This window comes from Candidatus Avelusimicrobium aviculae (assembly GCF_949292495.1).
GTDB classification, from domain to species: Bacteria; Elusimicrobiota; Elusimicrobia; order Elusimicrobiales; family Elusimicrobiaceae; genus Avelusimicrobium; species Avelusimicrobium aviculae.
This window is the reverse complement of sequence record NZ_CASEZB010000011.1, coordinates 55,679-78,215: the sequence shown is the minus strand read 5'-3', so window position 1 is coordinate 78,215 and position 22,537 is coordinate 55,679. Positions and strand designations below refer to the sequence as shown.

The 22,537-nt window shown below is 38.1% G+C and carries 22 protein-coding genes and 1 tRNA gene; 15 read left to right on the top strand and 8 right to left on the bottom strand.

The genetic code is table 11. From position 1 onward, the window contains the following. Window positions 1–557: 557 nt before the first annotated feature. Genes ACQY33_RS02740 through ACQY33_RS02730 form a run of 3 tightly spaced genes read right to left on the bottom strand, consistent with a single transcriptional unit; the run spans window position 558 to window position 4,415 of the window. Window positions 558–1,871 (bottom strand): surface lipoprotein assembly modifier, encoded by a 1,314-nt coding sequence (locus ACQY33_RS02740; RefSeq protein ID WP_428073694.1) that lies wholly within the window; start codon window positions 1,869–1,871, stop codon window positions 558–560. A gap of 43 nt (window positions 1,872–1,914) precedes the next feature. Continuing rightward, window positions 1,915–3,897 (bottom strand): hypothetical protein, encoded by a 1,983-nt coding sequence (locus ACQY33_RS02735; RefSeq protein ID WP_428073692.1) that lies wholly within the window; start codon window positions 3,895–3,897, stop codon window positions 1,915–1,917. Between the two features lie 11 nt (window positions 3,898–3,908). Then, a complete protein-coding gene (locus ACQY33_RS02730; RefSeq protein WP_428073690.1) occupies window positions 3,909–4,415 on the bottom strand; it encodes a DUF4823 domain-containing protein in 507 nt (168 codons plus the stop codon). Window positions 4,416–4,876: 461 nt separating this feature from the next. Between ACQY33_RS02730 and ACQY33_RS02725 the strand changes: the two genes are divergently transcribed. The 11 genes from ACQY33_RS02725 to ACQY33_RS02675 all read left to right on the top strand — a co-directional run bounded on the left by ACQY33_RS02725 (window position 4,877) and on the right by ACQY33_RS02675 (window position 16,528). After that, window positions 4,877–5,860 (top strand): hypothetical protein, encoded by a 984-nt coding sequence (locus ACQY33_RS02725; protein WP_428073688.1) that lies wholly within the window; start codon window positions 4,877–4,879, stop codon window positions 5,858–5,860. Between the two features lie 42 nt (window positions 5,861–5,902). Then, window positions 5,903–6,703, top strand: coding sequence for a hypothetical protein (locus tag ACQY33_RS02720; protein WP_428073686.1), 801 nt, complete (start codon window positions 5,903–5,905; stop codon window positions 6,701–6,703). Window positions 6,704–7,563: 860 nt separating this feature from the next. Further along, entirely contained in the window at window positions 7,564–8,067 is a 504-nt protein-coding gene (locus ACQY33_RS02715) for a hypothetical protein (protein WP_428073684.1), read from the top strand. Then, window positions 8,067–8,639: a hypothetical protein gene (locus ACQY33_RS02710; RefSeq protein WP_428073683.1), complete on the top strand. Its 573-nt coding sequence runs from the start codon at window positions 8,067–8,069 to the stop codon at window positions 8,637–8,639. Before ACQY33_RS02715 ends, ACQY33_RS02710 begins: the two co-directional genes overlap by 1 nt. A 25-nt stretch (window positions 8,640–8,664) precedes the next feature. Next, a complete protein-coding gene (locus ACQY33_RS02705; RefSeq protein WP_428073681.1) occupies window positions 8,665–8,883 on the top strand; it encodes a helix-turn-helix transcriptional regulator in 219 nt (72 codons plus the stop codon). Between the two features lie 473 nt (window positions 8,884–9,356). Continuing rightward, on the top strand, window positions 9,357–11,516 hold the full coding sequence (locus ACQY33_RS02700; RefSeq protein ID WP_428073679.1) for an AAA family ATPase: 2,160 nt from the start codon (window positions 9,357–9,359) through the stop codon (window positions 11,514–11,516). A 416-nt stretch (window positions 11,517–11,932) separates the two neighbouring features. After that, a complete protein-coding gene (locus ACQY33_RS02695) occupies window positions 11,933–12,142 on the top strand; it encodes a helix-turn-helix domain-containing protein (protein WP_428073677.1) in 210 nt (69 codons plus the stop codon). A 28-nt stretch (window positions 12,143–12,170) separates the two neighbouring features. Then, the gene (gene dcm / locus ACQY33_RS02690; RefSeq protein ID WP_428073675.1) at window positions 12,171–14,297 is read left to right on the top strand and encodes a DNA (cytosine-5-)-methyltransferase; all 2,127 of its coding nucleotides are present in this window, start codon (window positions 12,171–12,173) and stop codon (window positions 14,295–14,297) included. After that, window positions 14,294–15,166, top strand: a complete 873-nt coding sequence (locus ACQY33_RS02685; protein WP_428073673.1) for a hypothetical protein — start codon at window positions 14,294–14,296, stop codon at window positions 15,164–15,166. The genes dcm and ACQY33_RS02685 overlap by 4 nt, the downstream gene beginning before the upstream one ends. Continuing rightward, complete coding sequence (locus ACQY33_RS02680; RefSeq protein ID WP_428073671.1) at window positions 15,159–15,659, top strand: hypothetical protein; 501 nt, start codon at window positions 15,159–15,161, stop codon at window positions 15,657–15,659. The genes ACQY33_RS02685 and ACQY33_RS02680 overlap by 8 nt, the downstream gene beginning before the upstream one ends. Window positions 15,660–15,829: 170 nt before the next feature. Continuing rightward, window positions 15,830–16,528: a DUF5677 domain-containing protein gene (locus ACQY33_RS02675; RefSeq protein WP_428073669.1), complete on the top strand. Its 699-nt coding sequence runs from the start codon at window positions 15,830–15,832 to the stop codon at window positions 16,526–16,528. A 218-nt stretch (window positions 16,529–16,746) separates the two neighbouring features. Here the strand turns inward: ACQY33_RS02675 and ACQY33_RS02670 are convergent, their stop codons facing one another. After that, the gene (locus ACQY33_RS02670) at window positions 16,747–17,157 is read right to left on the bottom strand and encodes a CC0125/CC1285 family lipoprotein (RefSeq protein WP_428073667.1); all 411 of its coding nucleotides are present in this window, start codon (window positions 17,155–17,157) and stop codon (window positions 16,747–16,749) included. 419 nt (window positions 17,158–17,576) lie between these two features. On the opposite strand from ACQY33_RS02670, the gene ACQY33_RS02665 reads away from it, so the two are divergent. The 4 genes from ACQY33_RS02665 to ACQY33_RS02650 are packed head-to-tail and all read left to right on the top strand — an operon-like array spanning window position 17,577 to window position 19,811. After that, window positions 17,577–17,774 (top strand): hypothetical protein, encoded by a 198-nt coding sequence (locus ACQY33_RS02665; RefSeq protein ID WP_428073665.1) that lies wholly within the window; start codon window positions 17,577–17,579, stop codon window positions 17,772–17,774. After that, window positions 17,761–17,961: a hypothetical protein gene (locus tag ACQY33_RS02660; RefSeq protein ID WP_428073663.1), complete on the top strand. Its 201-nt coding sequence runs from the start codon at window positions 17,761–17,763 to the stop codon at window positions 17,959–17,961. Before ACQY33_RS02665 ends, ACQY33_RS02660 begins: the two co-directional genes overlap by 14 nt. 1 nt (window position 17,962) lies before the next feature. Next, a complete protein-coding gene (locus ACQY33_RS02655) occupies window positions 17,963–18,205 on the top strand; it encodes a helix-turn-helix transcriptional regulator (protein ID WP_428073661.1) in 243 nt (80 codons plus the stop codon). Next, on the top strand, window positions 18,195–19,811 hold the full coding sequence (locus ACQY33_RS02650; protein WP_428073659.1) for a recombinase family protein: 1,617 nt from the start codon (window positions 18,195–18,197) through the stop codon (window positions 19,809–19,811). Before ACQY33_RS02655 ends, ACQY33_RS02650 begins: the two co-directional genes overlap by 11 nt. On the opposite strand, the gene ACQY33_RS02645 is transcribed toward ACQY33_RS02650, so the two are convergent. From ACQY33_RS02645 to ACQY33_RS02630, 4 genes are all read right to left on the bottom strand, one after another. Further along, a tRNA-His gene (locus tag ACQY33_RS02645) sits at window positions 19,800–19,876 on the bottom strand. The two genes, ACQY33_RS02650 and ACQY33_RS02645, sit on opposite strands and share 12 nt — an antisense overlap. A gap of 139 nt (window positions 19,877–20,015) precedes the next feature. Continuing rightward, window positions 20,016–20,786, bottom strand: coding sequence for a M15 family metallopeptidase (locus ACQY33_RS02640; RefSeq protein WP_428073657.1), 771 nt, complete (start codon window positions 20,784–20,786; stop codon window positions 20,016–20,018). Then, window positions 20,780–21,289, bottom strand: a complete 510-nt coding sequence (locus tag ACQY33_RS02635) for a nitroreductase family protein (RefSeq protein WP_428073655.1) — start codon at window positions 21,287–21,289, stop codon at window positions 20,780–20,782. Before ACQY33_RS02635 ends, ACQY33_RS02640 begins: the two co-directional genes overlap by 7 nt. 9 nt (window positions 21,290–21,298) lie before the next feature. Continuing rightward, window positions 21,299–22,510, bottom strand: coding sequence for an L-serine ammonia-lyase (locus ACQY33_RS02630; protein WP_428073652.1), 1,212 nt, complete (start codon window positions 22,508–22,510; stop codon window positions 21,299–21,301). Window positions 22,511–22,537: the final 27 nt, after the last annotated feature.

Here is a 22,537-nt window from a genome sequence, read left to right as displayed (position 1 = left end):
TGTACAGCCGGAAGCCGTACGGCAAAAAAGCACAGATATTTTAAAGTTGGTATGTAATATGGGTACTATTTATCGCGCGGCTCCGCTTTCAGAAAAAAAGCCGCTTTTGCGCCATATAGCCAGCGATTTTGTATTGGACGGACACAAAATTTACCCAAAATACCGCGAACCGTTCAATATTTTTGCGCAAGGAAATAAAAAATGCTTAGAAATTAAGGGAAAATACCCAAAAAGTTCTAAGCATTTAATATGGGGTTCGCTTTTAGAATACTTTTACAACTTTTTCTCCACCAATGTCATTTATTGGCATATTTTGCTTTCCCGACGAGAACGAACCCTTAAAAACGGCCAAAAAGGGCCTTATTATAACTTTTTGTGAGGGGTATTTTAGTATTAAATTTGGCCTAAAAATGGCATTTTTATCCACTCCGCTACAACTTTTAGGATTTATGACTATTTATGAATATTTAGAGTGCTTGAGGAGTCTAATCCCATGCGCCCTATGTTATGTAACAATAAGTAAGGAAATATGTTATAAATAGGGTTAAAATCAATTCTTAGAAACTCTTGCTAAGTCCTATTTCCCAACGGGTACGTTCATAATCATAATTATATACATTAGAGGTTCGTTGGTTATAAATAAAATTTATAGTTGGAGTAATATCCCAAAATCGCAGATATTTATTACTTAGAGATAGATAAACTCCGTATGTGATATCTTGTCTTTTCACTTCTTCTAAATTATTATTTCTTCCAATAAAAAGACGTTTCCCCTGGTAGTTAGCAAAAGTAATATTTGGTTCTGCATATATGCTGAATCCCCACGGCAGCTCTCTCCCATATCCCAAAGCATATCTTTGACGAATATTACTATTCCAATCACTTTGGCTATGTTCATAAATTAAAGAAGCAGATAAAGACGCATAGCTTCTGTTATTTATGCCATACATTAAACGAAAGAATGAGGCATAGTTATGAGAATTGTATCCCTGATATTCATAATCATTATAATTTGCTTGGTCTAGATTCAAGCGCCCATATAAAGACAACCTATTAGAAAGGTCGGCTGAAAACTCTCCGAAAAGACCTCTCGTTGTATTATAGCGGCTCTCATCATTCCATTGTTGGCGATAAGAAACTCCTAGGCCATACTCAGAGCGCCCTACTATATAATGTGGACCAAATTCTCCGCCTATTCCCCAAAAAGAATATCGATCATCACTATAATCAATGCTATCTAACATCAAGCGTCCTTTTAATCCCCAATTATCGCTTAATTTATAAATATAGGAGAGAGAACCAAACCCTTGAAATCCGACATCCGATTCTATGTTATCTAATTCCCTACAAAAAGGAAGTCCCATAAAATTAAAGCATTCCAGTCTCCTTCCAGACATTGTATTAATGTTAGAATCCGGTGCCATTCCTACACTAATGTATAATTGCCAGGATCTCCGACGCCTCATGACTTCTAACAGATTACGTATGTTTTGCTTTACCAGAGGGGGTAAATTTTTTTCGGCTAGCACTAGGCGTAAATGGTAGCGAGCAGCATCGTCTTTGTGTTGTAAAAAATATACAAAACCTAATTCTAATCGTACTTGGGTAAGAGAAGGATTATCTGAAAGCATTTTCCGGTATATAGAGGCCGCTTCTTCGTAATCTTTCTTTTGTAAAGAAAGTTGGGCAAGCAGAAATTGAATTTGTTCTTTTTCTTGATTATTGTGGGTTTTTTGATATTCTTCAATTAAAACCTGCTGGGCTCCTTCGATATTATTGCCTGCTAATAGAATCTCTGCTCGACGAGTATCAAAGCTCCATCCCGGGCAAGTGATCAAGAAAACACATAAGCTTAATAAAATAATTTTCATAAGTAAAAATTAGGGCTTTAATTATATTAAAGCCCTAATATTTTTATTTTTGTTCTTTTGCACCAAAACTCATATAAGCTGAAACAAATTTATTTTGTGAGTTCAAACCTTCTAAGGATATATCTCCGACAATTTCAGAAGCTAATATTTTCCCGTTTCCATTGCCACCCATGGCGCTAATAATTGTCCAGTTGTCAGAATTACCACTGGACATATTTTCTAATTGGACATTGGAAATAGAAAAATCACTAGGAGAAGCAATATTGCCCTGTACACTTAGAGAACCCCATTCCTTCCCTTCTGACGAAGCTAGTATTTTCCCTGATAAATTTGTATTTGCAAAATCAAAAACAAAATTGGCCGTGCCTTGCAGGGCGCGAGAGGTCAACATCTCTTCTTCTCCTATAAATGTAGAGACAGAACCCAACATGTTGCCCGTATAATATGCGGTATCCGAGCGGTATGCAGAGGATAAAGCGGTGTTGTTGTAGGCGTAAAAAGTATAATAATACGAAGATGGCTCAAATGCCGTGGCTTGACTGGTTTGTTGACGATATCCAAATTCCGCATTTTTCAACCCTGCTAAGCGCCCACCTAACGCTAACTTTTCATCAATGGTAGCAGTCATCTGTATATAGTTATCCGGCTCATCTTCCATTGCTTTGTTATTCCATAACCCAGACCAGGTGCCAATGTTTTTAGAAAAATAATCCGCATAGGTGTCAGAGGAAACAAAATCTTTTACTATAAAATCTACAATTTTAGTTTCTGTTAATGTTTCCAAGTAGCCATCCACTATTTGCTGTTGAAATTTACCGTTTTGTACCAGAGGCACATCTGTAGAAACAGAGATTTTGCCATTACCAAATTGCATGTTTCCGAGAAAATTTCCGTAATGATCATTACTGATAAGATGAGTAGTGAGAAATTGATTATTAGTAAGTTCACTTAAGTAAGTAGGAGGCGGAAGATTTTCTGTTGATTTGGGTGAAATAGCGCCAAAAGAGGTAGCAACAAAAATGCTATACTGCGAATTTTCACCCCAAAAAGAAAGTTTTCCTACTATTTCATCTTGTGTTTCGTCTTCCAATAGCTTCCCTGAGCCGGTCGCATAATTCACACTATTGAGTTTATATTTAGAGAGAGCAGAATCCGGCTGGCTATGGTTATTGATGGAAACCGAATTAACATTAAAATCACTGGAAGATGATAGATTCCCAGATAAGTTAAACTTATACCAACTTAAACTGGCAAGAACGGTGGCCATATCTCCATTTAAAGTTCTATTTGCAAAATCTATATTTAAGTTAATATTCCCAGTAAAAGGAAGATAATCTTTCCCTGCTGCATAACCACTTTCGGTTTCTACCAATTCTACCCCGCCCAATAGGTGCCCTTGATAAGTGGCGGTATCGGTTCGGTCGGTTGATGCAATCTTGGTAGTATCATACAAATAGAAAGGTTCATACCAGGGTAATTCTCCGAAAGAAGAAAAACTAATGGAATTATTATGATACCCAAAATCGCTGCTTTTTAATCCTAACTTTTGCCCACCCAAAGCTAAAATATCACGGGACACTACTTCCATATCGATCCAATTGTCAGGTTCATAAGAGTGTTCTTTGTAGTTGTACAAGCCTTTAATAGTATCTCCTTGGTGTTCGTAATAATCTGCATAATCATCTGAGTGGCTATAATCATTGACTCCGATAGAAACCGTGTAGGGTTCGTAAACATCTTCTAATTCTCCTCTGTCGGGATCAATGTTGTATTTAAATCTGCCATTTTCTACAACGGGTCGTTCTCCACTAACAATTAAGGTGGATTCTGCTACAGAAATTTCACCGACTTGTTGGGTTTGTTGATAGCGGTCTATCGAGGTTAATACGCTGATAATCTCTGGTTTTTCGCCGGGCTGAACAGGGGTTTCATAACCGCTATCACTTCCGCCGCTGCTTCCGCCAGAAGCTGCTAATCCGCCACCGATTCCGACGGCAGCTAGTAAAATAAGTAATATTGTGGTCATATCAATGTCTCCTATTTATACAAGGGTTCTATATAATGATTCACTAAGTTAGGCAGAATAATAGAAGGGCTTGTGTTTTTCATAGTCCAGGTGGTACTTTTGCCATTTAGTACACTTTTATCTAATATTCGATCGCTTTTTATGTCTATTAATACAACTGATACTTGGATTTTATCTCGAATGGTAGACCAAGGGGTGTTGTGGTCTTCCCATTGTTCTACTTCCGGATAAACCAAATAGCCATCCCCCAATGCTTTCGCAGTTTGAATAGATTGTGTTAACGAAGAAGAGCTTCCCAACGGGATAACCTGTACCGCATAAGATTTCCATTCTTGCACAAAAGCCTTTTGTATTTCTTGATTCTCTTGAGGATATTCTCCCTGTGTTAAGGCAATATATACGGGCCGATTCGAATCCAGAGAGACACTTCGTGAATTTTTTGTAGTTACCTGATAACTGGCGCAACCTGTAAGGCTTGCGATTAACATTGCGGAGAGTATAGCTTTAATTGGATGCATTTTTTCTCCTTACTAGACTTGACTTTCTCGGGCTCAAGAATAACAAGAAGCAAAAATGGATAAACAAAAACGGCTGTTATATTTGAGCCATTCTGAGTAACCCAAACATAAACAGCCGTGGTTCCCTGCCCCAATGGGCAGGAAACACTCGGCACGGTACACCCAAGGGATCAGCTCGGGCATACTGTGCCTAAAAACGGTTGTTTTTGGACTCAGAATGTGCCGTTGGAATTCCCAACAGCGCACCGTATGCTTTCATACGGTTCCAAAAACAGATTCAAATTGTATATAAGCCACGTTTAAGGCTTATGAAAGATAAAAATACTCCTGTCACAATATAATTTATTATAAAAACTTTTCTTTCTTTTGGCTAGGTTTATTTTTGGCCGATAATACAAATAAACTTATCTCTTAATAAATAGGGCTTGATATAATTATTTTATAGTATAAATGGAGGCGTTATGACATTTAAAGGATTTTTAAGAGAATTAGAACGTGCTCAGAGAAGAGCTATTCGAGAAGAAGAACGAGTTCGTAAACAGCAACTCAAAGAGCAAGAACGGTTCAATGCACAGGAACAATTTGAAAATTATCAAGCGTTTATTCATACAATCAAATCATTGCATAAGAAAGTTCCCAATACCATTAATTGGCGGGAAATAAATAATAAGAAGCCACCTGTTAAGCCTGTATTTTCTAATAAAATAGAAAAAGCAGCCAAAGCCAAGTTGAAAAATTATGTTCCCTCTTTCTGGGATAAATTGTTTAGATTAACTCCTAAAAAAATAAATAAAATGGAACAGGAAATCCAAGACGCTCCCGCCAAAGATAAGGCCATTTTTGATGAGGAAATGGGCAAATATGAGCAAGCATACGTAAAATGGCAAGAAATGCACGAGTTTTCAGAGGCCATTTTAGCAGAAAATATACCAGCATATCAGCAAGTCTTTGAAGAAGTATGCCTGCCTTGTTTTAAAGAAACAGAAGAAAAAGAAAGTCCGCTGTGTGCGGAATTTCAAAAACAATATCTTTTGGTGAACATAATGGTTAAAAATATAGATAATATAATACCAACATATGTTCTATCACTAACTTCTACTGGGAAATTATCCCGCAAAAATATGCCTATCAGCAAGCGTAATGAATTATACCAAGATTATATTTGTAGTTATTTCTTGGCGGTAATTCGGACGATTTTTGCAGCCATTCCAGTCCCCGCTGTATTAGCACACGCGAAGATAGAAGGACTAAACACTGCGACAGGCAAGATAGAGCCCCAAATCATAGTATCCGCTTGGATACCACGAGAAACGCTTGATAAGATTAATTTTGATCTTATAGACCCCTCGGATTGTATGAAGAATTTTATTTGTAATATGAAATTTTCTAAAACGAAAGGATTTATTCCTGTTCAGCCGGTTCTTCCTCCGGTAGATATAGGTTAATATCATAAGACTGCTTAAAATAATTTAATTAGGTGAAGATTAATGTTCTCCAAACAGGATAGTGATAAATATAATTATGAAAAAAGGATGCTGGGCTTCTTTCTTCGCCAATGTCCAATTGTTTCCTGGAAACACTTGCTGGAAAATCCGGATCGTGTCATTGATTTCCTCTTCAAAGAAAAAAATGAGACCATTGGAATAGAATTAACTCGGTGTATTTATGGCAAAGGAAGTCTCCGCGTTAAAGAAGAACGTTTTTTGGACTTAATTGTAGAGAATGCGTTATTGTTATTTCAGAAACAGAGTTCTCTAAATCTGCACATTAATGTATTTTTCATGCATACAGATGGGATTAATAAATCTGAAGGAGAGGTCTTGTCAAAGAGAATAACGAAGACACTTCTGGCAAATGAAAACCAAATTCTAAAATCCGATATTTCAAAACAAATAGTTTTGCGAGTGTATATTGGAAACCTTAAAGCAATCCTGTATGTCAGAAACGTGGGGGCCGAAATGACTTCTAATTGGAAGAGAACTTCCCCTTGTTGGGTGTGGAAACACCCGTACCAACTACTTCAGCAAATTATTGAGAAAAAGAGCCGGAAAATAGTTCATTACCGAAAATATTGCGATAAAGCCTATCTGTTGATTACTGCTAACCGGATGTGTCAGTCGGAATGTGTATCTTTTGATCAAAATTTGACCAAGCAAGTATTTTTTTCTAAGTTTGATGAAGTCTTTTTCTTTGATATTATGGAAAATCAAGTTTTTAAATTAACTACTGTTAAGTGGAAAAAAGATTCTCCTGTATATATGCAACTTAAAAGAGAGAATAAAAAGTGATTTATGTAGGTTTTTAATATTTATAAAGATTGTATACAGTCAAAGCAAAGATGTATCCGCCATTTTTCGCTTGCCAAAAATAAGGACGGCGGACGGAAGCCACTAAAAGTGGAAGATAACATCACAAAAATAAATTTTGGGATTTTGGAAATAAAAAGTTCGGTCAAAAATTTTTCTGAAAATTTTTAGAGACCTTGCTTCCTCATACAATTATATTGTTCCTTACATCACGCAATTAGCAGGCCGATAGAATCAACAATTACAAGTCTTATCCCATATAATTTCCTACATTAAAAAGTTACCAAACACCCAAATTTATATAAGAATACACTCGGGGATTTTGTCACCCTTTTCAGTACACGAGACTGCCCCCAAACTAGGCCTTTAGGGGTAGTTTTGATTAGGGCTTTTGTCCCTATCATCTGTAAATTATATTTCTCATAATAAGATGCTGGAAATAAGAAGGCTAGTGCAATCGTGTGCAAAGCGCGGGTAGCACTCTCCTAGACTGTTTACCCGATGCTATATTTCTAAGCAAAAGTTAAAAATGGTATACACTTACCCATTATATAGAACGGGCAAGAAGATTTTTGCCTAAAAGACCCCCAATATACAGGTTGAAAGCGCCATACCGTAAATAGGAATTGTACTTGGTATACACTTATACATTAAGTAGCAAGGGAGGATAAGAAATTATAACGGGATTTATAGCTTCTAATGACAATTTATAAAGCCACCCAGAAAGCCCATAACTTTTATTAAGAGAGATTAAAGAAGGTATACACTTATACATTTGTTGAACCCGAAAGAGTTCCCAGATTGAAAAATCTTGGATTTGAACTGAAGGAGTTTCAGCAAGTATGATTGATAGGATTAAAGGTGGTATTGAATCAGAAAATGTAAAAGAATTGTGGCCTGGGGCGATAGAGTCCTTGAAAGCCCAGCGAATTAAGAATCCCCCCAATAAACCTGTGGTGTCTTATCACAGCAAAAAACAACAGGTTGTATTTGATGTAGCCGCACCAAGGTGTTTGTTTGGCAATAACTTGGCGGAAGCCACGGATGCGGACTTGGATAAGTTAGTGACAGCTATTCAATGCGAATGTACCAGAAACGGCTTAGATGTGCCTAAAGAAGCGATATATAACGCACAGATTTATTACCTGGAGTATGGGAAGAACATTATTTTGCCTATAACAACTTCCATGACCGCCTTGTTCAAGCGGCTTGAGAAGGGTTTAACTAAAGGATATAATGCGCTCGAATTTCATCACTATAGAAAAGACAGAAGAGACGGGTATAAAGTGGGTATAAGCCTGGACAGCCGAGACATCGCTTTTATGACAAAACAACCAAAGAAATAGTGGGAAAGAGCCTATATAACAAGGAAAACAAAGAAATCTATGGCAAGTTGCTAGAGCAAGGGAAGCAAGTGCTTAGGTATGAAGTCACTTTTTATAGTAGCCCTTCCGTAAAGGCAAATTTATCCAAGTTTAAGCAATGTAGAGGGAAATTTACATTACGGGAAGTGTGGGATAGTAAATTAGCCAGGGAGTTGCTGATAAGTTTCTCTAATGAGGTGCTAAACAATTTACCCCCTGCTGGGTGTTCCAAAGAAACAGAAATAAGGCAGATACAAGAAGCCAGAAGAGCCGGAGTCTCCATTAGTGATATTCTCATGTACAAAGGGTTGGAAAATCTAGAAAAAAAGTTGGGAGCCAATACCGTTAAGGAACTGTTTAACCCTATTGAAGAGAGATACGCTGGAGAAAAAAAGCAATATATGCAGTACAGCGCCGCAAAGAATAAACAAGAGAAATTAGCCGAATATTTTAAGACTAAGCGGGACCAGACAATTAGAAAAATCAAACGGACGATCAATGATTTTAAGCCTATTCGGGTGGATATGAGGACCAAAGAAATAATTGATTACTAACAGGGGAGTACAAAGGAGTAATAAAATGGATAACTTAATTAAACAGTTGGAAGACTATAGACTTAAAAACAGACTTACACAGGCAGAACTGGCCAAATTATTGGGGGTTTCTTATGTATCAATCAACAAATGGCTTAACGGGCATACGCGCCCCCAAAAGTTGCAAATTTATCAGATTGAACAATTAATAAGCAGAGGGGACAGGGATGAAGAAGAGGTGTGTATATTATGTAAGAATAAGTAAGGTTAATAGATATAGATAAATAATAGACATAAGTAAAGAAGATATAAGTGTATAGTGCCAAGGGTACGAAGTAGACTTGGCAAGATTACAGGGTAATCTTTAAATAGGGTTTAGAAAGATATAAGAAGACAATTTAGAGATGAAGGAGGGGAACAGGTCCTATAAGATATAATTAAAAATTAGATCATGTGGGATAAATTATATAAAATTCCAAATTAGAAATATTATAAAACTAATCTAAAATATATAGTAATATAACTGTTACAACAATAATTACCAAAGTTTAGACATTCCAAGAAGTAATTATCTTGTTTTAATAATTGGATCTCTGGATTATTTCATTGTCTGTTCTTGCTTGTGTTACATCCTATAACTCTACTTAATTAATATTTATCAAGTTATATTTTTCAAGATCCAATACTAACAAACTGTTACATGAGATGAAGCCTAAGGAATAAAGGAGACACACAGAAATGTTGCTTATATTTAAAAAAATTGAAAACCAAAATATTTTTACGAGAGATTTTAGCCCTTTTGCACGTAATAATGAAATTCACTTTTCTGGCTCCAAAAATATTGCAGTCATCTACGGGCCGAATGGCACAGGGAAAAGTAGTTTGATCAAAGTATTAGAATCTGGCCCAAACACCAAAGTAGAATTTTCCTTAGAAGGGAGAGATTATCAGGATCCTAAAAGCATTTTTCATGTTATTAATGACCAAAATAATCGTAATATTATTAGGGGAGAAACATGTGATTTTTTACTTGGAGATAATATTCAGAGGGAATTCGAATTACAAAAACAGGTTGAGGAAGACCGCAAAACTGTTATTGGGAATATTTTACAGTTAATAAAAACTACTTTTAATATTTCGTCTGCTAGTAGTCCGCTAATTGGTTTGTTATCAAAGCGGAAGTTGATTGATTTTATCAAAGATTGTGCTAATAGTAGATCCAAGGGATCTTCCTATACAGCGGAGAATCTTATAAATTTATTAAAATCTTTGACTGCACAATCAATTTCGCAGTACGATGAAAATAAACTCCTATTTCTTCAGAAAGATCTGGCAGATAAGAACTCCATAATCAAAAAATTTGAAGAATTAATGACGGTCCATATTTCTCCAAATGTACATGTAACGGAAATTGAAGAAAATACAGAGGCTATTAAAATTCTCGATCGCTTTCAAAAAGACCAATGTATTGTATGTGATAATCAAAATATTGATCGGGAAAAATTGTTAGCCCAAAAAACAACCCGAAAAAAGGAGACGCTAGAGGCATTAGATGATAAAGTTAGGCAAGCTATAGAACAAGCAGTCAATATTCTACCTTCTGAGGACCCTTTTGGCATCAAACAATGTCTGTTAAATGCTGTTTCTACCGGAAGTATGGAAGAAATGGGAGCCTTAGCAAGCACAATAACTTACTATAAAAATCTATATAGTGCATTGCTAGAAAATAACATTCTGGAGCTTACAGAACAGAGTCCACTTTTCACCAATTATAAAGAGTATGAGCGTATTTTACAGAATCAACCAACTATTAGTGATGAAGATTGTCTTTACATCCAGGAAATAATTAGTAATAGCATGAACAAGACTCTCAAGTTGGACAGAGATCACCAGCATCATCTTCGTATTGTCTTGAATGACCAAGAATTTTTGGGAACAGATAGGGAAAAATTGCCATTAAGTACAGGAGAACAAAACTTCTTATCTCTAACTTTTGAATTCCTGAAAGCCAAGAACTCAGATTGTCCCATAGTAGTAATAGATGATCCGGTATCCAGCTTTGATTCTATATATAAGAATAAAGTTGTGTATGCTATTGCCAAAATCTTACATAATAAAAAAAGAATTATTCTCACTCATAATTTAGACTTAGTCCGTCTCCTTGAGGGCCAGCATAAAGGCAGTTTTAATCTCTATCTATTAAATAATATCGAAGATGGAGATAATGGATTTGTTCCTTTAAGCGATCTTGAAAAGGGGATGTTGATTAGTCTTGAAAAACTTTTGAAAGCCTTTAGAGAAAAGATTCCCCAAGAAGTGCGTAATAAAGAGTTATTTTTAATTTCCATGATTCCTTTTATGCGTGGTTATGCAAATATTATTAATAATAAAAAATTATTTGAAGAATTAACGGAAGTAATGCATGGGTATAAAACAGGAAAAGTAGATATTGCAAAGGCCTATTCAGAGTTGTTTGATCGCCAAGAACGATACCTTCCTAGTAGTTATCAAGTTTCTGTGGAAGATATACTTGCTAAAACGGTTGATGGAGTGCATCTAGTGAATGAAGAGAAATTTCCTTTATTAGATAGAACACTATGCCATTCATTTGAATATTTGTTTTTACGTCTTTGTGTTGAGAAAAATCTTGTTGAGAAATTTAATATTGATACCAGAGAAAATAAGCAACTCGGGCAAATAATAGATAAGGCTTTTCCTAATGGAAATGATCCTACGCAAATCCGCTATCGTATTCGTCTAACCTCAAAGAAGACTCTTATTAATGAGTTTAACCACTTTGAAGGGAATTTAAGCATTTTTCAACCTGCTATCGATATTACCGACCAAGCTCTTGGAAAAGAGAGGACCGATATTATGTCTCTTATTAGAATCTTATAACTTCTCAGGAAGCATTAAATTGAAGGCGATTGATAAATGCAGTTAATAGGAAATAAAAGGCTCCAGTATGTAGCTAGAGCCTTTTATCCATTTATTTTTGTGTAGAGTTTTGTCTTATTAAATGTTTATCCCTGGCATATGTTCTGGAGTATAGACTGATCGTTGTTTTTGGTAACCTGGGCAAAGAAGCATTTGTATGTTCTTTTGTTTCTGTTTGCTTTTTCAAACATCTAATTAAGTTCATCACGCGATAGAAAATAAGATCCTTAGAGTTAAAGATATAGAAAGAGAACAAATTCAAGATTGTTAATTTTTTAATTTATATCATATTTGTTGTATAAATAACGCCTTTGGACGAATATTCACTTATTCGTGATATAATTTAGAGTATAAGACATTTAATGTGGAGACTCAAAATGGCTGTTAGTTATAAGAAGTTATTCCATCTTATGATTGAAAAAGATATTAGCAACTCTCGGCTACAACAAATGTGTGGCTTTTCGGGGAATATTATGACGAGAATGCGTCGGAATAATTATATTTCCTTGGAAACAGTTGAGACTCTTTGTAAAAGCCTTAATTGCCGGGTGGATGATATCTTAGAATTTATTGATAATATTGATTAATTGGGAAAAAACGACTTGGAGATCTGTAATGCATAGTAATTCTATATTAAACAAGGCCAAGTATTCGGAAAATACTGATGAATGGTATACAGATTATCGAACTGTAGAAGATGAGATCGGCCATTATACGGAACAGTTTTATGGTAAAACCGTCTTGTGTAATTGTGATGACCCATATGAGTCTGCCTTTGCAAAATATTTTTTAAAAAATTTTAATATATTGGCCTTGAAAAAGCTTATTTGTACTTCTTACCAGGGGTCACGAATTATTGGACATTCCCCGTTATATGATGATCAGAATAACCGGCTAAAAAAAGAACATGCTTATGTTATGATTGTAGATAGACGATTTAGTGCTTCTCAAATCATTAGTGATGCTGAAATTAGGAGATTTCTTGCGGATTCTGGAACTGTGAAAAAATTAAAGGGAGATGGTGATTTTAGAAGCCAAGAATGTATTCAATATCTTAAGGAAGCTGATATTATTGTTACTAATCCCCCATTTTCAAAATTTATAGATTTATTTTCTCTTCTGGTCCAATATAAGAAAAAATATTTATTGATTGGTAATCAAAATGCTATTACTTATAAGGAGATATTCCCATATATCAAAAATGGTAAAGCTTGGATCGGATATCATTTTGGAGATATGGCTTTTAAAGTACCTCAAGACACTTTGCCTCGGAAGACCCGGTTTTGGATCGATTCAAAAGGACAAAAATGGCGAAGTTTAGGAAATGCTATGTGGTTAACTAATCTGGATACTAAACAGAGACACAAGACACTTGAGTTAACTTGCCAGTATGATCCAGAAAAATATCCCCAATATGATAATTTTGATGCAATAAATGTATCAAAAGTAGCAGAAATTCCAATGGATTACCCAGGAATAATGGGAGTGCCTTTGACTTATCTTAAATATCATAATGCAGAACAATTTGAAATTGTTGGCGAGGCGAATCATGGATCTGATAATAAATTCGATTTGTTTAAGCCTACCATTAAGGGTAAAGAAATCTTTAAAAGAATTTTAATCAAGAATAAAAAATATCGAAATCCTGCTGTAAAATATAAGATTTTAGATCTTTTCTGTGGAGCTGGTGGAATGTCCTATGGAATGCACCAAAATCCACATTTTAATACGGTGGTCGCATTAGATATTGATGAAAAATTATCAATCACTTTGAAAAAAAATATGCCTCAAATAAATGTGATTACTGGAGATATACGGGATACTAAGATCAAGAAGAAGATCGTAAAAGCTGCCCGTGAATATGGTGTCAATATGATTATTGGCGGGCCACCGTGTCAGGGATATTCTCTCAAAGGGAAAAAACTCGGCTTGAATGATCCCCGTAACTTTCTGTTCCTGGAATACTTGAGGCTAGTAGAAATTTTGCAACCTGAAGTCTTTGTTATTGAAAATGTAAAGAGTTTACTGTCTACTTCTAAAGGCTGGTTCAAAGAACAAATAATTGCAAAGATAAAGCAACTAGGCTATTATGTGGAAGTTGGGGTTCTGAAAGCCTCTGATTTTGGGGTTCCTCAGACACGTGAGAGAACAATCTTTGTATGTTGTAAATCAAAAAAGATTCATTTACCGTTTCCTACTACTAATAAACCTGTTACTGTTAGAGAGGCTATAGAGGATTTGGCTTATTTGAACTCAAACGAGGGGTCTTTTGAGCAAGAATACATAACAAGGCCCACTTCTGTTTATCAAAGGAGAATGAGAACCCATAGCCACAAACTCTATAATCATAAGGCTTCTAATCATGCAAAGGTTGCTATTGAAAAATTGAGACAGATTCCCCCTGAAAAAGGACGAGAATGCTTACCTAAAAAATTATTAGGTAAACAACAATTCCATTCCACTTGGGGAAGATTAAAATGGGAAGAGCCGTCTCCGACAATTGATACACGGTTTGATGCTGCTTCCAATGGAACTAACAATCATCCTTTCTTAAATCGAGCCATTACTCCTAGAGAAGCGGCTAGAATACAATCATTTGATGATAGTTATGTATTTTATGGGGCTAAAGTGGCTATTAGAACTCAAATTGGTAATGCTGTGCCACCTCTTCTAGCTAAAGCAATCGCAGATAGCATATATGAACAGTTGGAGAATGACAAAAAAAGGAGACAAAATAAATGAATCCTCAGATGGCATATTTAGTTGGTATGGTGCTGGGTAATGGCGAGGTCCAACGCAAATCGGATTCTACAACGATTACTGTTGAGATTCCTCATAAAAATTTGATTGATGATGCGGGACGCGAGGTATCCGTTTATGTTAAGAGTAGCTTAGCTGATATACGGAATGTTATTGAGCCTCTAATTGGTAACAGCCTTCCTATATCACAAAATAGAAGAGCGACTCAAATTTCTTTTACCAAAAATAATGAAGACTATACAATGCGGGAAATTTTGCGCTTTATCGGGACAGGGGTTCATCATTCTACTATGAGTATGAATGAGGAATTGTTTCATATGACGACCGATGAAAAAAAGGAGCTTTTGAGAGGAATTGCTGATGTTACAGGATATATTCGTAGAAGTAATATTGCCTTTGGCCAGGATGGCTGTCATCGAGTCTATATAGAAATTCCAGGAAATTGGCAGTTGGTTATTGATATAGCCAATATGTTAAAAGTTCTTGACATTCCTGTACAAACAATTGATTTCGGCCATCCCAACTTTAGAGATTCTAATCTGAAAAAATATAATTCGGGGCAGCAATATTATTGGAAAAAAGAGCATCAGATAAAAATATGGGCTAATGAATTCCTGCCAATAGGTTTTAATATTGTTCACAAACAAAACGCTTTGCAAATGTATGCGGAAGAATTGTTGGAATATTTGGATGAGGCAAAAACTCATAAATTTTACTGGGAGAAGCCAATTCGAAGACGTGAGAAACCATATCATCCGATGGAAAATGATAGCTCACTTCCAGAAACTATCAGAGGCAAACATTTTGAATCTTGGACCGAATTGGCGGGGGCACTGGGTTATCATGAATAATGTAGCTAAAGAAACAGAATTATATGCAGGTATGTGTGCTTGGTTACAACACCATCTTAAAGATACATATGTTAAACAGGATTGCAAAATTTTTGTTGTAGATTCGCATTCTGTAAATTTGGATTCTGTGTTAGAACAATATGGAATCATTAAATATTATCCTCAGGTTGTGGGTTTAATGATTGAGATAGATGTGTTAGGTATGGTGATCTGGAGAAATAAGGCAAAAATTTATTTTATTGAAGCTAAAAAGACTCCATTAACTTTACAGAATTTGGGGCAATTGTTGGTTTACTGCCGCTTATGTGATCCTGAAGAGGCCTATCTTTTGTCATCACACGGTTTGGGCAGTTTGAAAAAAGTTTTGACTCATCTTCATCGAGAAGATTTATTGGATTATGGCGATGGAAGTACTATTAAGAAAATGCAGGTTGCCAAGTGGGATGTCTTAAGAAATACTATCGATAGCAATTCAATCATTCCAAAACTTTGAATAAATGTTTTTCTTTTCTATTCCTCAATTTATTAAAGAAAGTTATCATCCCTCATATTAAAAATAGGAATGTAAGATTGTCTAATCAGTATATGTGAGGGTGATATTTGGGAAATTTTGATAGAAGTTTATTAAGAGTTAGAGTCCTATTGTTTATCTAAAAAAGAATTATGAAAAGGAGCAATGCTTCTTCCCAACAATTAGATGCTATGTATGCCCTTGCTCTGAAAGACGATCATCTAAAACTGGTGGAATTACACGAAAAGTTCAAAAATTTTAGAGTGCCAAATCCCGACGACAGGCCGGATCTGGTATATAAACATGCTTTTGGCTTTTTTGTGTCTGAATATCTTCGTGATTTAAAGGTGTTAGATGAAAAATCGGACATTGATTCAATCTTTCTACAGGGGAGACGTCTTTTGGAATGTGTTATTACATTTAAATATATCCAAAAACACGATTTATTTGAACAAGTTGTAGGATTCTGCGAATGGGACCGAAAAGAGTACTTAGAAGGCCAAAAAGCAAGAGTGAAAGCAGATTTAGTGTTATTTCCTGTTTTACAAGGAATAATTGGCTTTTATAAAGAACAGGAATTGCGTGAATTACAGAAAAAGTATCCCAAACCATGCAAACTGCCAGCTATGTGTAAAATGGCCAAAGATGTGAATTTAGCAGAAGAATACATCTATTTTTATAAATTGACATCTAAAATATTGCATTTTTGCCCCTTTAGTCTTAATAATGAACATCCTTATGAGAATATTGTGCATAGACGCGTATTTCTTCTAAGGATAGATCGGTATTTTAAGGAACTGATTAAAGAATTGTCTAATTTATTTCAATTTCTTTCCCAAATAGATTCCTAACACTTCTATATAATGAGTAGGGAATTCTGAATTACATTCATCTATCTGTAATCGTGGATATAGGCGAACTGCTAAAATGTCCGCTATTTTTCGCTTGCCAAAAATAAGGACGGCGGACGGAAGCCACTAAGAGCGGAAGATAACATCACAAAAATAAATTTTGGGATTTTGGAATAAAAAGTTCAGTCCAAAATTTTTCTGGAAAATTTTGAGAATTTTTATTCCTTAATATCATATATTTCTCTAATATTTTGCTGAATTTGTGCCGCCTGATATAATAAATCGTTGTCTGGGGAGCATTGAATAGTCAAATCTATGTGTGGTTGTGTAGAGGATCCACCATATCCATTTACAAAGAAATCTTCAGTTATAGACACATCCCGCGAATCCACAATGGAGAAAGATTTATACCCATTTTCTAAACAAACTTCAGCACTTCTTAATAAAGCATAGTCTTTTACCACCTTTACGCTTGTGTCTTCGTTGCCTTTGAAAGAAACATTAAATAACCCTTCTTGTAATTGGACTGAAAAATAGCCATTAGCCGTTGGTTTTTTAGCGGCTTTATATGAGGTGGCACACCCTGCTACTATACATAGACTAAAAGCAATAAAAAGCACCTTCTTCATAATATTCTCCTAATTAAAGGCTTCGATGTTCTCCTATATAACATAACATATTAGCTCACTATATAGTGTGCTTAATGGGTAAAAAGCGCGAAATACTGGGAATACTGCTCTCATTTAGGCGCTCTATCAGTGAAGGTCTAAAATAAGCCATTTATCGGCTCTATATCTTCGCCCTATTTCCACAAAAGGAATAGGGTAATTTTACGCCTGTGACAGCAAACGATGGATAAAAACTCCTAAAAATGTTTATTTTGAGGCTGAAACGCTCCAATAAGCCCCCAAAAACTAAATTACTACAATTGTTCCCTTTATAATCCGCTATACAAATTGAAAATGGTTTACACTTACCCATTATATGAACCCCAATAAAGGGTTCCCGGTTTTAGAACCGTGCATCTTATGAAATTAAGGTGATATAAATGTTGAAGGAAATGAAAGGTAGTATTGATAAAAACGAAGGGAATAATGAGGCAGTGGCCTATAATAGCAAGCGGGGTAAGTATGTAAATGACATATTTGCATCTTGTGTATTGGGTAATAATTGGGATGTGGCGGAATCTGTAGACGTACAGAGCGGAAAATATCCAGCGGGGTGGGGCAGTTATGGACGCTTATAATATCTCACTCAGAGCATTTGACGAGGCCTATTTGGAAGAAAGCAGGCTCGTATTGGAGCAATATTTTCAGCGCCCTTTAAGTTTAGAGGAAGTGGAAAGTATTATTAATTCTTTCTTGGAACTGGAAGAAGTAGTCAGAAAGGTGCAGGGAGCCCCTCAAAAGGAGGGCTTTACATCTTTCTCCTAGGATGATAAGCTTAGCTGCTATAAAGTTTTATAAAGGGATATATAGATATATGGATAATATAATCATTCAACTAGAAGAATACAGATTGAAACATCGTATTACACAGCAGGATTTAGCCCGTAAATTGGGCGTATCCTTTGTATCGGTCAACAGGTGGTTAAATGGCCACGCCAGACCCCAAAAATTACAGGTATATCAGATTAAACAACTTTTACAAGATAAGGAAGTGCCGTATGGTAAATAAAGAAAATCAATTTCAAGAAAAAGCCGTCATCTTTTTGCGTGTTTCCAGCATTAAGCAGGAAGACGGATACTCCCTGGACGCCCAGGAGAAGTTGGCCCGTTCGTATGCTCAGCGTAACAATTTACAGATAGTAAAAATGTGGAAAGTACAGGAATCTGCCTGGGGCAAGAAAGAACGCAAGGAGTTTAGCGCCATGCTGGACTTTGTAAAGCGTAATGACAGCGTAAAACACGTGATATTTGACGTGGTAGACCGTATGACCCGTAACGATGCCGACAAAATACGGGTAATCCGTTTAATCCGCGAATACCACAAAAGTATTCATTTTTCCCGAACTAACCAGTTGTTAAATGAGCAGACGCTGGATTCCAATAAGGAATTTATGATGGATGTGGAAGTAGCGGCTTCCAAAAAGTTATCTAACGACATTGCCTATAAAACCCGTATGGGTATGGTGGAAAAGGCCGAACAGGGTATTTATCCAGGCAATGCGCCGTTGGGGTATATAAACGTAACGACTAAAGAGAAAGAGTCCATTATTGAAGCGGACCCGGTTAATGCCCCTCTGGTGACGGAACTGTTTGAATATGCCTCTACAGGGAAGTATTCTTTGGAAGAGTTGGAAGAAATCTTTTATGGTAAAGGACTTAGAACCAAAAGCAGGGGGAATCGCGTCTCGTTAAAAAGTATCTCCAAAATGCTCCATTCTCCCTTTTATTATGGTGTGTTTAAGTGGGGTAAAAAGCTTTACCAAGGGACGCATACGCCGCTTGTTAGCAAAGCCGTATGGGATAAAACCCAAGAAGCCCTGGCCGCCAAGGCTCACCGCTATGATACACGGCACAATTATCCCTTTAACCGCTTAATCACGTGCGAACATTGCGGGCATTATATATTGGGGGCCAAAGCCAAGCATAAGTATTTGTATTATCGGTGTGCGCATTACAATAAAGACCATAAAAAGAGCGGGTATTTGACGGAAGCCCGCTTGGCCGAACAATTGGCAGATACTATACAAGACATTGAACTGCCCAAAGAAGTGGTAGAGGTGCTTTGTAAGGGGCTTAAACAGAAAGGTTTACGTGCAAACCAAATTAATGCAGGTACTAAGCAGATATTGCAAAAGGAACTGGAGCGCGCAAATGGCCGTATAGAAGCCTTGCTGGATATGTATTTGGACCGTAAAATAACCGATGCGGCCTATCAGGCCAAAAACCGCCAATTACAGGAAGAACGGGAGCGCATTGAGGGGGAACTCGCCCGATGTACGGGCAGTGCCGAAGGGGCCCAGCGGGCTGTGCAGGGGCTGGCTATGTTGTTCGGGCTTAAAAAGTGCTACCGGGAAGCGGATAATTACGGTAAGGCGGACTTATTGCGTGCGGTGGGGGCCAAGTTCCTGCTTACGCAAGATAATCAAATTGTGGTGGAGTATAAAGAGCCGTTTAAGGCCATTTATGAAGCCAAGCATCTGGCTCAAACAGAGGCCAAAGAGGCGGAAAGGGATAAAAAAACAGCCCTTTTAAATAAGGGCTGTTTGGAAATCTACGACGATAAAAGCGCTCAAAGCGCATCTAAAAGTTGTAGCAGAAATTATTGGGGTGGATGACGAGATTTGAACCCGCGACCTCCGGTTCCACAGACCGGCGCTCTAACCAGCTGAGCTACATCCACCATAAATCGGGAATGTTTAGGAAGGAAAACCTAAACTATATCCTTATTTTACTATTTTAATAAGGCGAAAGTCCAGCCGCTATATACTTGCTGTCTTAGGATATGTGATACCAAGTGTACCGCCGGACTGTAAATTGCCTTATTTTTTATCTTGAATATGTGTCGTTGCGTCTTCCGGTTCTATGCGTCCCAATGTTTTTTCTGGCGTCCAAAGGCAGGAGTTTAAAAATAATAACATTTTGTGTTGGTTCCCGCCAAAAAAACCATCTTGCAAAGCTACGCCTTCTTTAGAAATGTAGCGGTAATGCCAGGCTTCGTAAGGATAGCCGGTTTCCGCTTCTTTTCCCTTGGGAAAAGATAAACTAAAACCATATTTCCCGGCGTGTTTTTTAAGCCATTGCAGCGCGGGGATGTTTTCATCTTTGGTGTTGACGGTATTAAAATCAATAGCCGTGCCTAATTGGTGTTGGGAATGCCCGGGAGAAGCCACATAGGCGGGGTTTTTTGTTCGCTCTTTTAATCCCTGTTGATAGGCATAGGAGCGGTAGGCCGATATGGGAAAAAGATTAATCCCGTCTTTTTTAGCGGCTTCTTGCATGGTTTTCATCCATTGATAGGTTTCCGCACGCAGGCGGATTTTGCCTTGCCCCACTAAGTCTTGCGGGATATAGTCTTGCGGCAGGCTGTATTTTTCATCCACTAACGCCAGCAGTTCCTGCTTGGCAAGCAAGGGGGTATAAGCCGCGCGCAGGGCTTCTTTATCCGCATTGGCTATTAACGCTTCGCATATGGGTGAAAATTCAGCCTTCGGTTTTGGCGTTTGGCTTATTTCTTTTTGTTGGCTGCATCCCCCAAGGGCGATGCCCAGCAGGCATAGAAAGGTGCCAGCGTAAATTGTTTTTTTTACCATAATTCGTAATGTACTTTAGCCGGGTCAAAGCGGTCCACTTCGGCCGGGTGTTCAGCCGGCAAGCCCAAAGAAATAATATTTAAAGGTTTTACATACTCGGGAAGTTTTAACAGGCGGCTTAAACCGTCCATACGTTCCTGATTGGGGTATACGCCCAGCCACACGCTGCCAATGCCCAATTCCGTGGCGGCCAGTAAAATGTTTTGGGTAGCCGCGCCGCAGTCCGCCAGCCAATAGCCGGGAGCGTGCTCTCGCTGGGTGTTGCCGCAAACGATGATGGCGCAGTCCGCATGTTCCAGCATGCGGGCGTAGGGGTGTATTTCCATCATTTTTTTGAACATATTTTTATCCCGCACCACTACAAATTCCCATTCTTGGCAGTTGCGGGCGGTAGGGGCGGACATGGCCGCCTTTAATAAAATTTCTATTTTCTGTTGAGAAATTTCCCCCGGTTTGTATTGGCGTATGCTGCGCCGTTTAGAAATAACTTCCAGCGTGTTCATGGTTCCTCCTTAACGGTTTTTAAACCGTTGGAATAGTTTGGCTAAGCCGCCGTGCGCGGTTTCGCGGTAATCGGTATCCATATCCAGGCCGGTTTGCATCATGGTGATAAGAACATCATCATAAGAAACGCGGTTATGGCCGTCTGACATTAAAGAATAGGTGGCGCAGTCCAGCGCGCGGGAGGCGGCCAGCGCATTGCGTTCTATACAGGGTATTTGCACAAGCCCTTCCACCGGGTCGCAAGTGAGGCCCAGGTGGTGTTCCAACCCCATTTCCGCGGCGTATTCTATGCGTTTGTTGTCGCCTCCTTCCAGCTGGCAGGTGGCGGCGGCCGCCATGGCGCAGGCCACGCCCACTTCCCCTTGGCAGCCTACTTCCGCCCCAGAGATGGAAGCGTTCATTTTTGCCATATTGCCAAACAGGCTGGCGGTAGCCAGCGCGTGCAAAATGGTAATGTCTTCAAATTCACAAATTTCTTTGACAAGGCGCAATACGGCCGGAAGCACCCCGCAGGAACCGCAGGTGGGGGCGGTAACCACAATGCCGCCGGCTGCGTTTTCTTCCGAGCACGCCAGCGCGTAGGAAAACAAGTTATTCATCCTTCTTAGGTATTGGGGGGAACTTTCCGCCTTATATAAATACCGGCGGGCTTTGCGTTCCAAATTTAAAGAGCCGGGCAGTACGCCGCGTTTTTCCAGCCCGCGGGCCATAGTGTCCTGCATGGCTTTCCAAACCGTGTCTAAATAGCCCCAAATTTCCGTGCCCTCAAATTCTTCCACGTATTCCCATAAAAGCATGCGTTTTTCAGAAGTGTACTGCAGAATTTCGTTCATGGATTTATGCGGATAGATTTGCTTGGGCTCTTTGTCAAAATCTTCATCGGTGCGTATGGCCCCGCCGCCTACGCTGTAAATGGTTTGCTGTGCCGTTACGTGGCCGGCTTGGTCTAACGCTTCCAGCTTCATGGCGTTGGGGTGGCGGGGAAGAAATGTTTTTTCTTCCCATACAATTTCCACCGGTTTGGGGTAGAAAGCTTCTTTTACGGTAAAATCGGTCAAGTGGCCTTTGCCCGTGGCGGCCAAAGAGCCGTACAGCGTGGCCCTAAAAGAGCTGGCCTGCGGGTTGTTGCGGTTAAAAGCGTCCGCCGCTTTGCGGGGGCCCATGGTGTGGCTGCTGGAAGGGCCGGTTCCTATTTTATACAGTTCTTTTAATGTTTCCATAAAGTGTGAGCTCCCTTATTCCTTTTT

Bases quoted from the DNA above. Each gene is read 5' to 3' on its own strand.
- ACQY33_RS02635 (WP_428073655.1), bottom strand. From the start codon at position 21,289: ATGAACACGCTGGAAGTTATTTCTAAACGGCGCAGCATACGCCAATAC.
- ACQY33_RS02725 (WP_428073688.1), top strand. From the start codon at position 4,877: ATGACATTTAAAGGATTTTTAAGAGAATTAGAACGTGCTCAGAGAAGA.
- ACQY33_RS02665 (WP_428073665.1), top strand. From the start codon at position 17,577: ATGTTGAAGGAAATGAAAGGTAGTATTGATAAAAACGAAGGGAATAAT.
- ACQY33_RS02705 (WP_428073681.1), top strand. From the start codon at position 8,665: ATGGATAACTTAATTAAACAGTTGGAAGACTATAGACTTAAAAACAGA.
- ACQY33_RS02720 (WP_428073686.1), top strand. From the start codon at position 5,903: ATGTTCTCCAAACAGGATAGTGATAAATATAATTATGAAAAAAGGATG.
- dcm (WP_428073675.1), top strand. From the start codon at position 12,171: ATGCATAGTAATTCTATATTAAACAAGGCCAAGTATTCGGAAAATACT.
- ACQY33_RS02675 (WP_428073669.1), top strand. From the start codon at position 15,830: ATGAAAAGGAGCAATGCTTCTTCCCAACAATTAGATGCTATGTATGCC.
- ACQY33_RS02670 (WP_428073667.1), bottom strand. From the start codon at position 17,157: ATGAAGAAGGTGCTTTTTATTGCTTTTAGTCTATGTATAGTAGCAGGG.
- ACQY33_RS02680 (WP_428073671.1), top strand. From the start codon at position 15,159: ATGAATAATGTAGCTAAAGAAACAGAATTATATGCAGGTATGTGTGCT.
- ACQY33_RS02660 (WP_428073663.1), top strand. From the start codon at position 17,761: ATGGACGCTTATAATATCTCACTCAGAGCATTTGACGAGGCCTATTTG.
- ACQY33_RS02740 (WP_428073694.1), bottom strand. From the start codon at position 1,871: ATGAAAATTATTTTATTAAGCTTATGTGTTTTCTTGATCACTTGCCCG.
- ACQY33_RS02700 (WP_428073679.1), top strand. From the start codon at position 9,357: ATGTTGCTTATATTTAAAAAAATTGAAAACCAAAATATTTTTACGAGA.
- ACQY33_RS02655 (WP_428073661.1), top strand. From the start codon at position 17,963: ATGATAAGCTTAGCTGCTATAAAGTTTTATAAAGGGATATATAGATAT.
- ACQY33_RS02735 (WP_428073692.1), bottom strand. From the start codon at position 3,897: ATGACCACAATATTACTTATTTTACTAGCTGCCGTCGGAATCGGTGGC.
- ACQY33_RS02730 (WP_428073690.1), bottom strand. From the start codon at position 4,415: ATGCATCCAATTAAAGCTATACTCTCCGCAATGTTAATCGCAAGCCTT.
- ACQY33_RS02640 (WP_428073657.1), bottom strand. From the start codon at position 20,786: ATGGTAAAAAAAACAATTTACGCTGGCACCTTTCTATGCCTGCTGGGC.
- ACQY33_RS02715 (WP_428073684.1), top strand. From the start codon at position 7,564: ATGATTGATAGGATTAAAGGTGGTATTGAATCAGAAAATGTAAAAGAA.
- ACQY33_RS02650 (WP_428073659.1), top strand. From the start codon at position 18,195: ATGGTAAATAAAGAAAATCAATTTCAAGAAAAAGCCGTCATCTTTTTG.
- ACQY33_RS02695 (WP_428073677.1), top strand. From the start codon at position 11,933: ATGGCTGTTAGTTATAAGAAGTTATTCCATCTTATGATTGAAAAAGAT.
- ACQY33_RS02630 (WP_428073652.1), bottom strand. From the start codon at position 22,510: ATGGAAACATTAAAAGAACTGTATAAAATAGGAACCGGCCCTTCCAGC.
- ACQY33_RS02685 (WP_428073673.1), top strand. From the start codon at position 14,294: ATGAATCCTCAGATGGCATATTTAGTTGGTATGGTGCTGGGTAATGGC.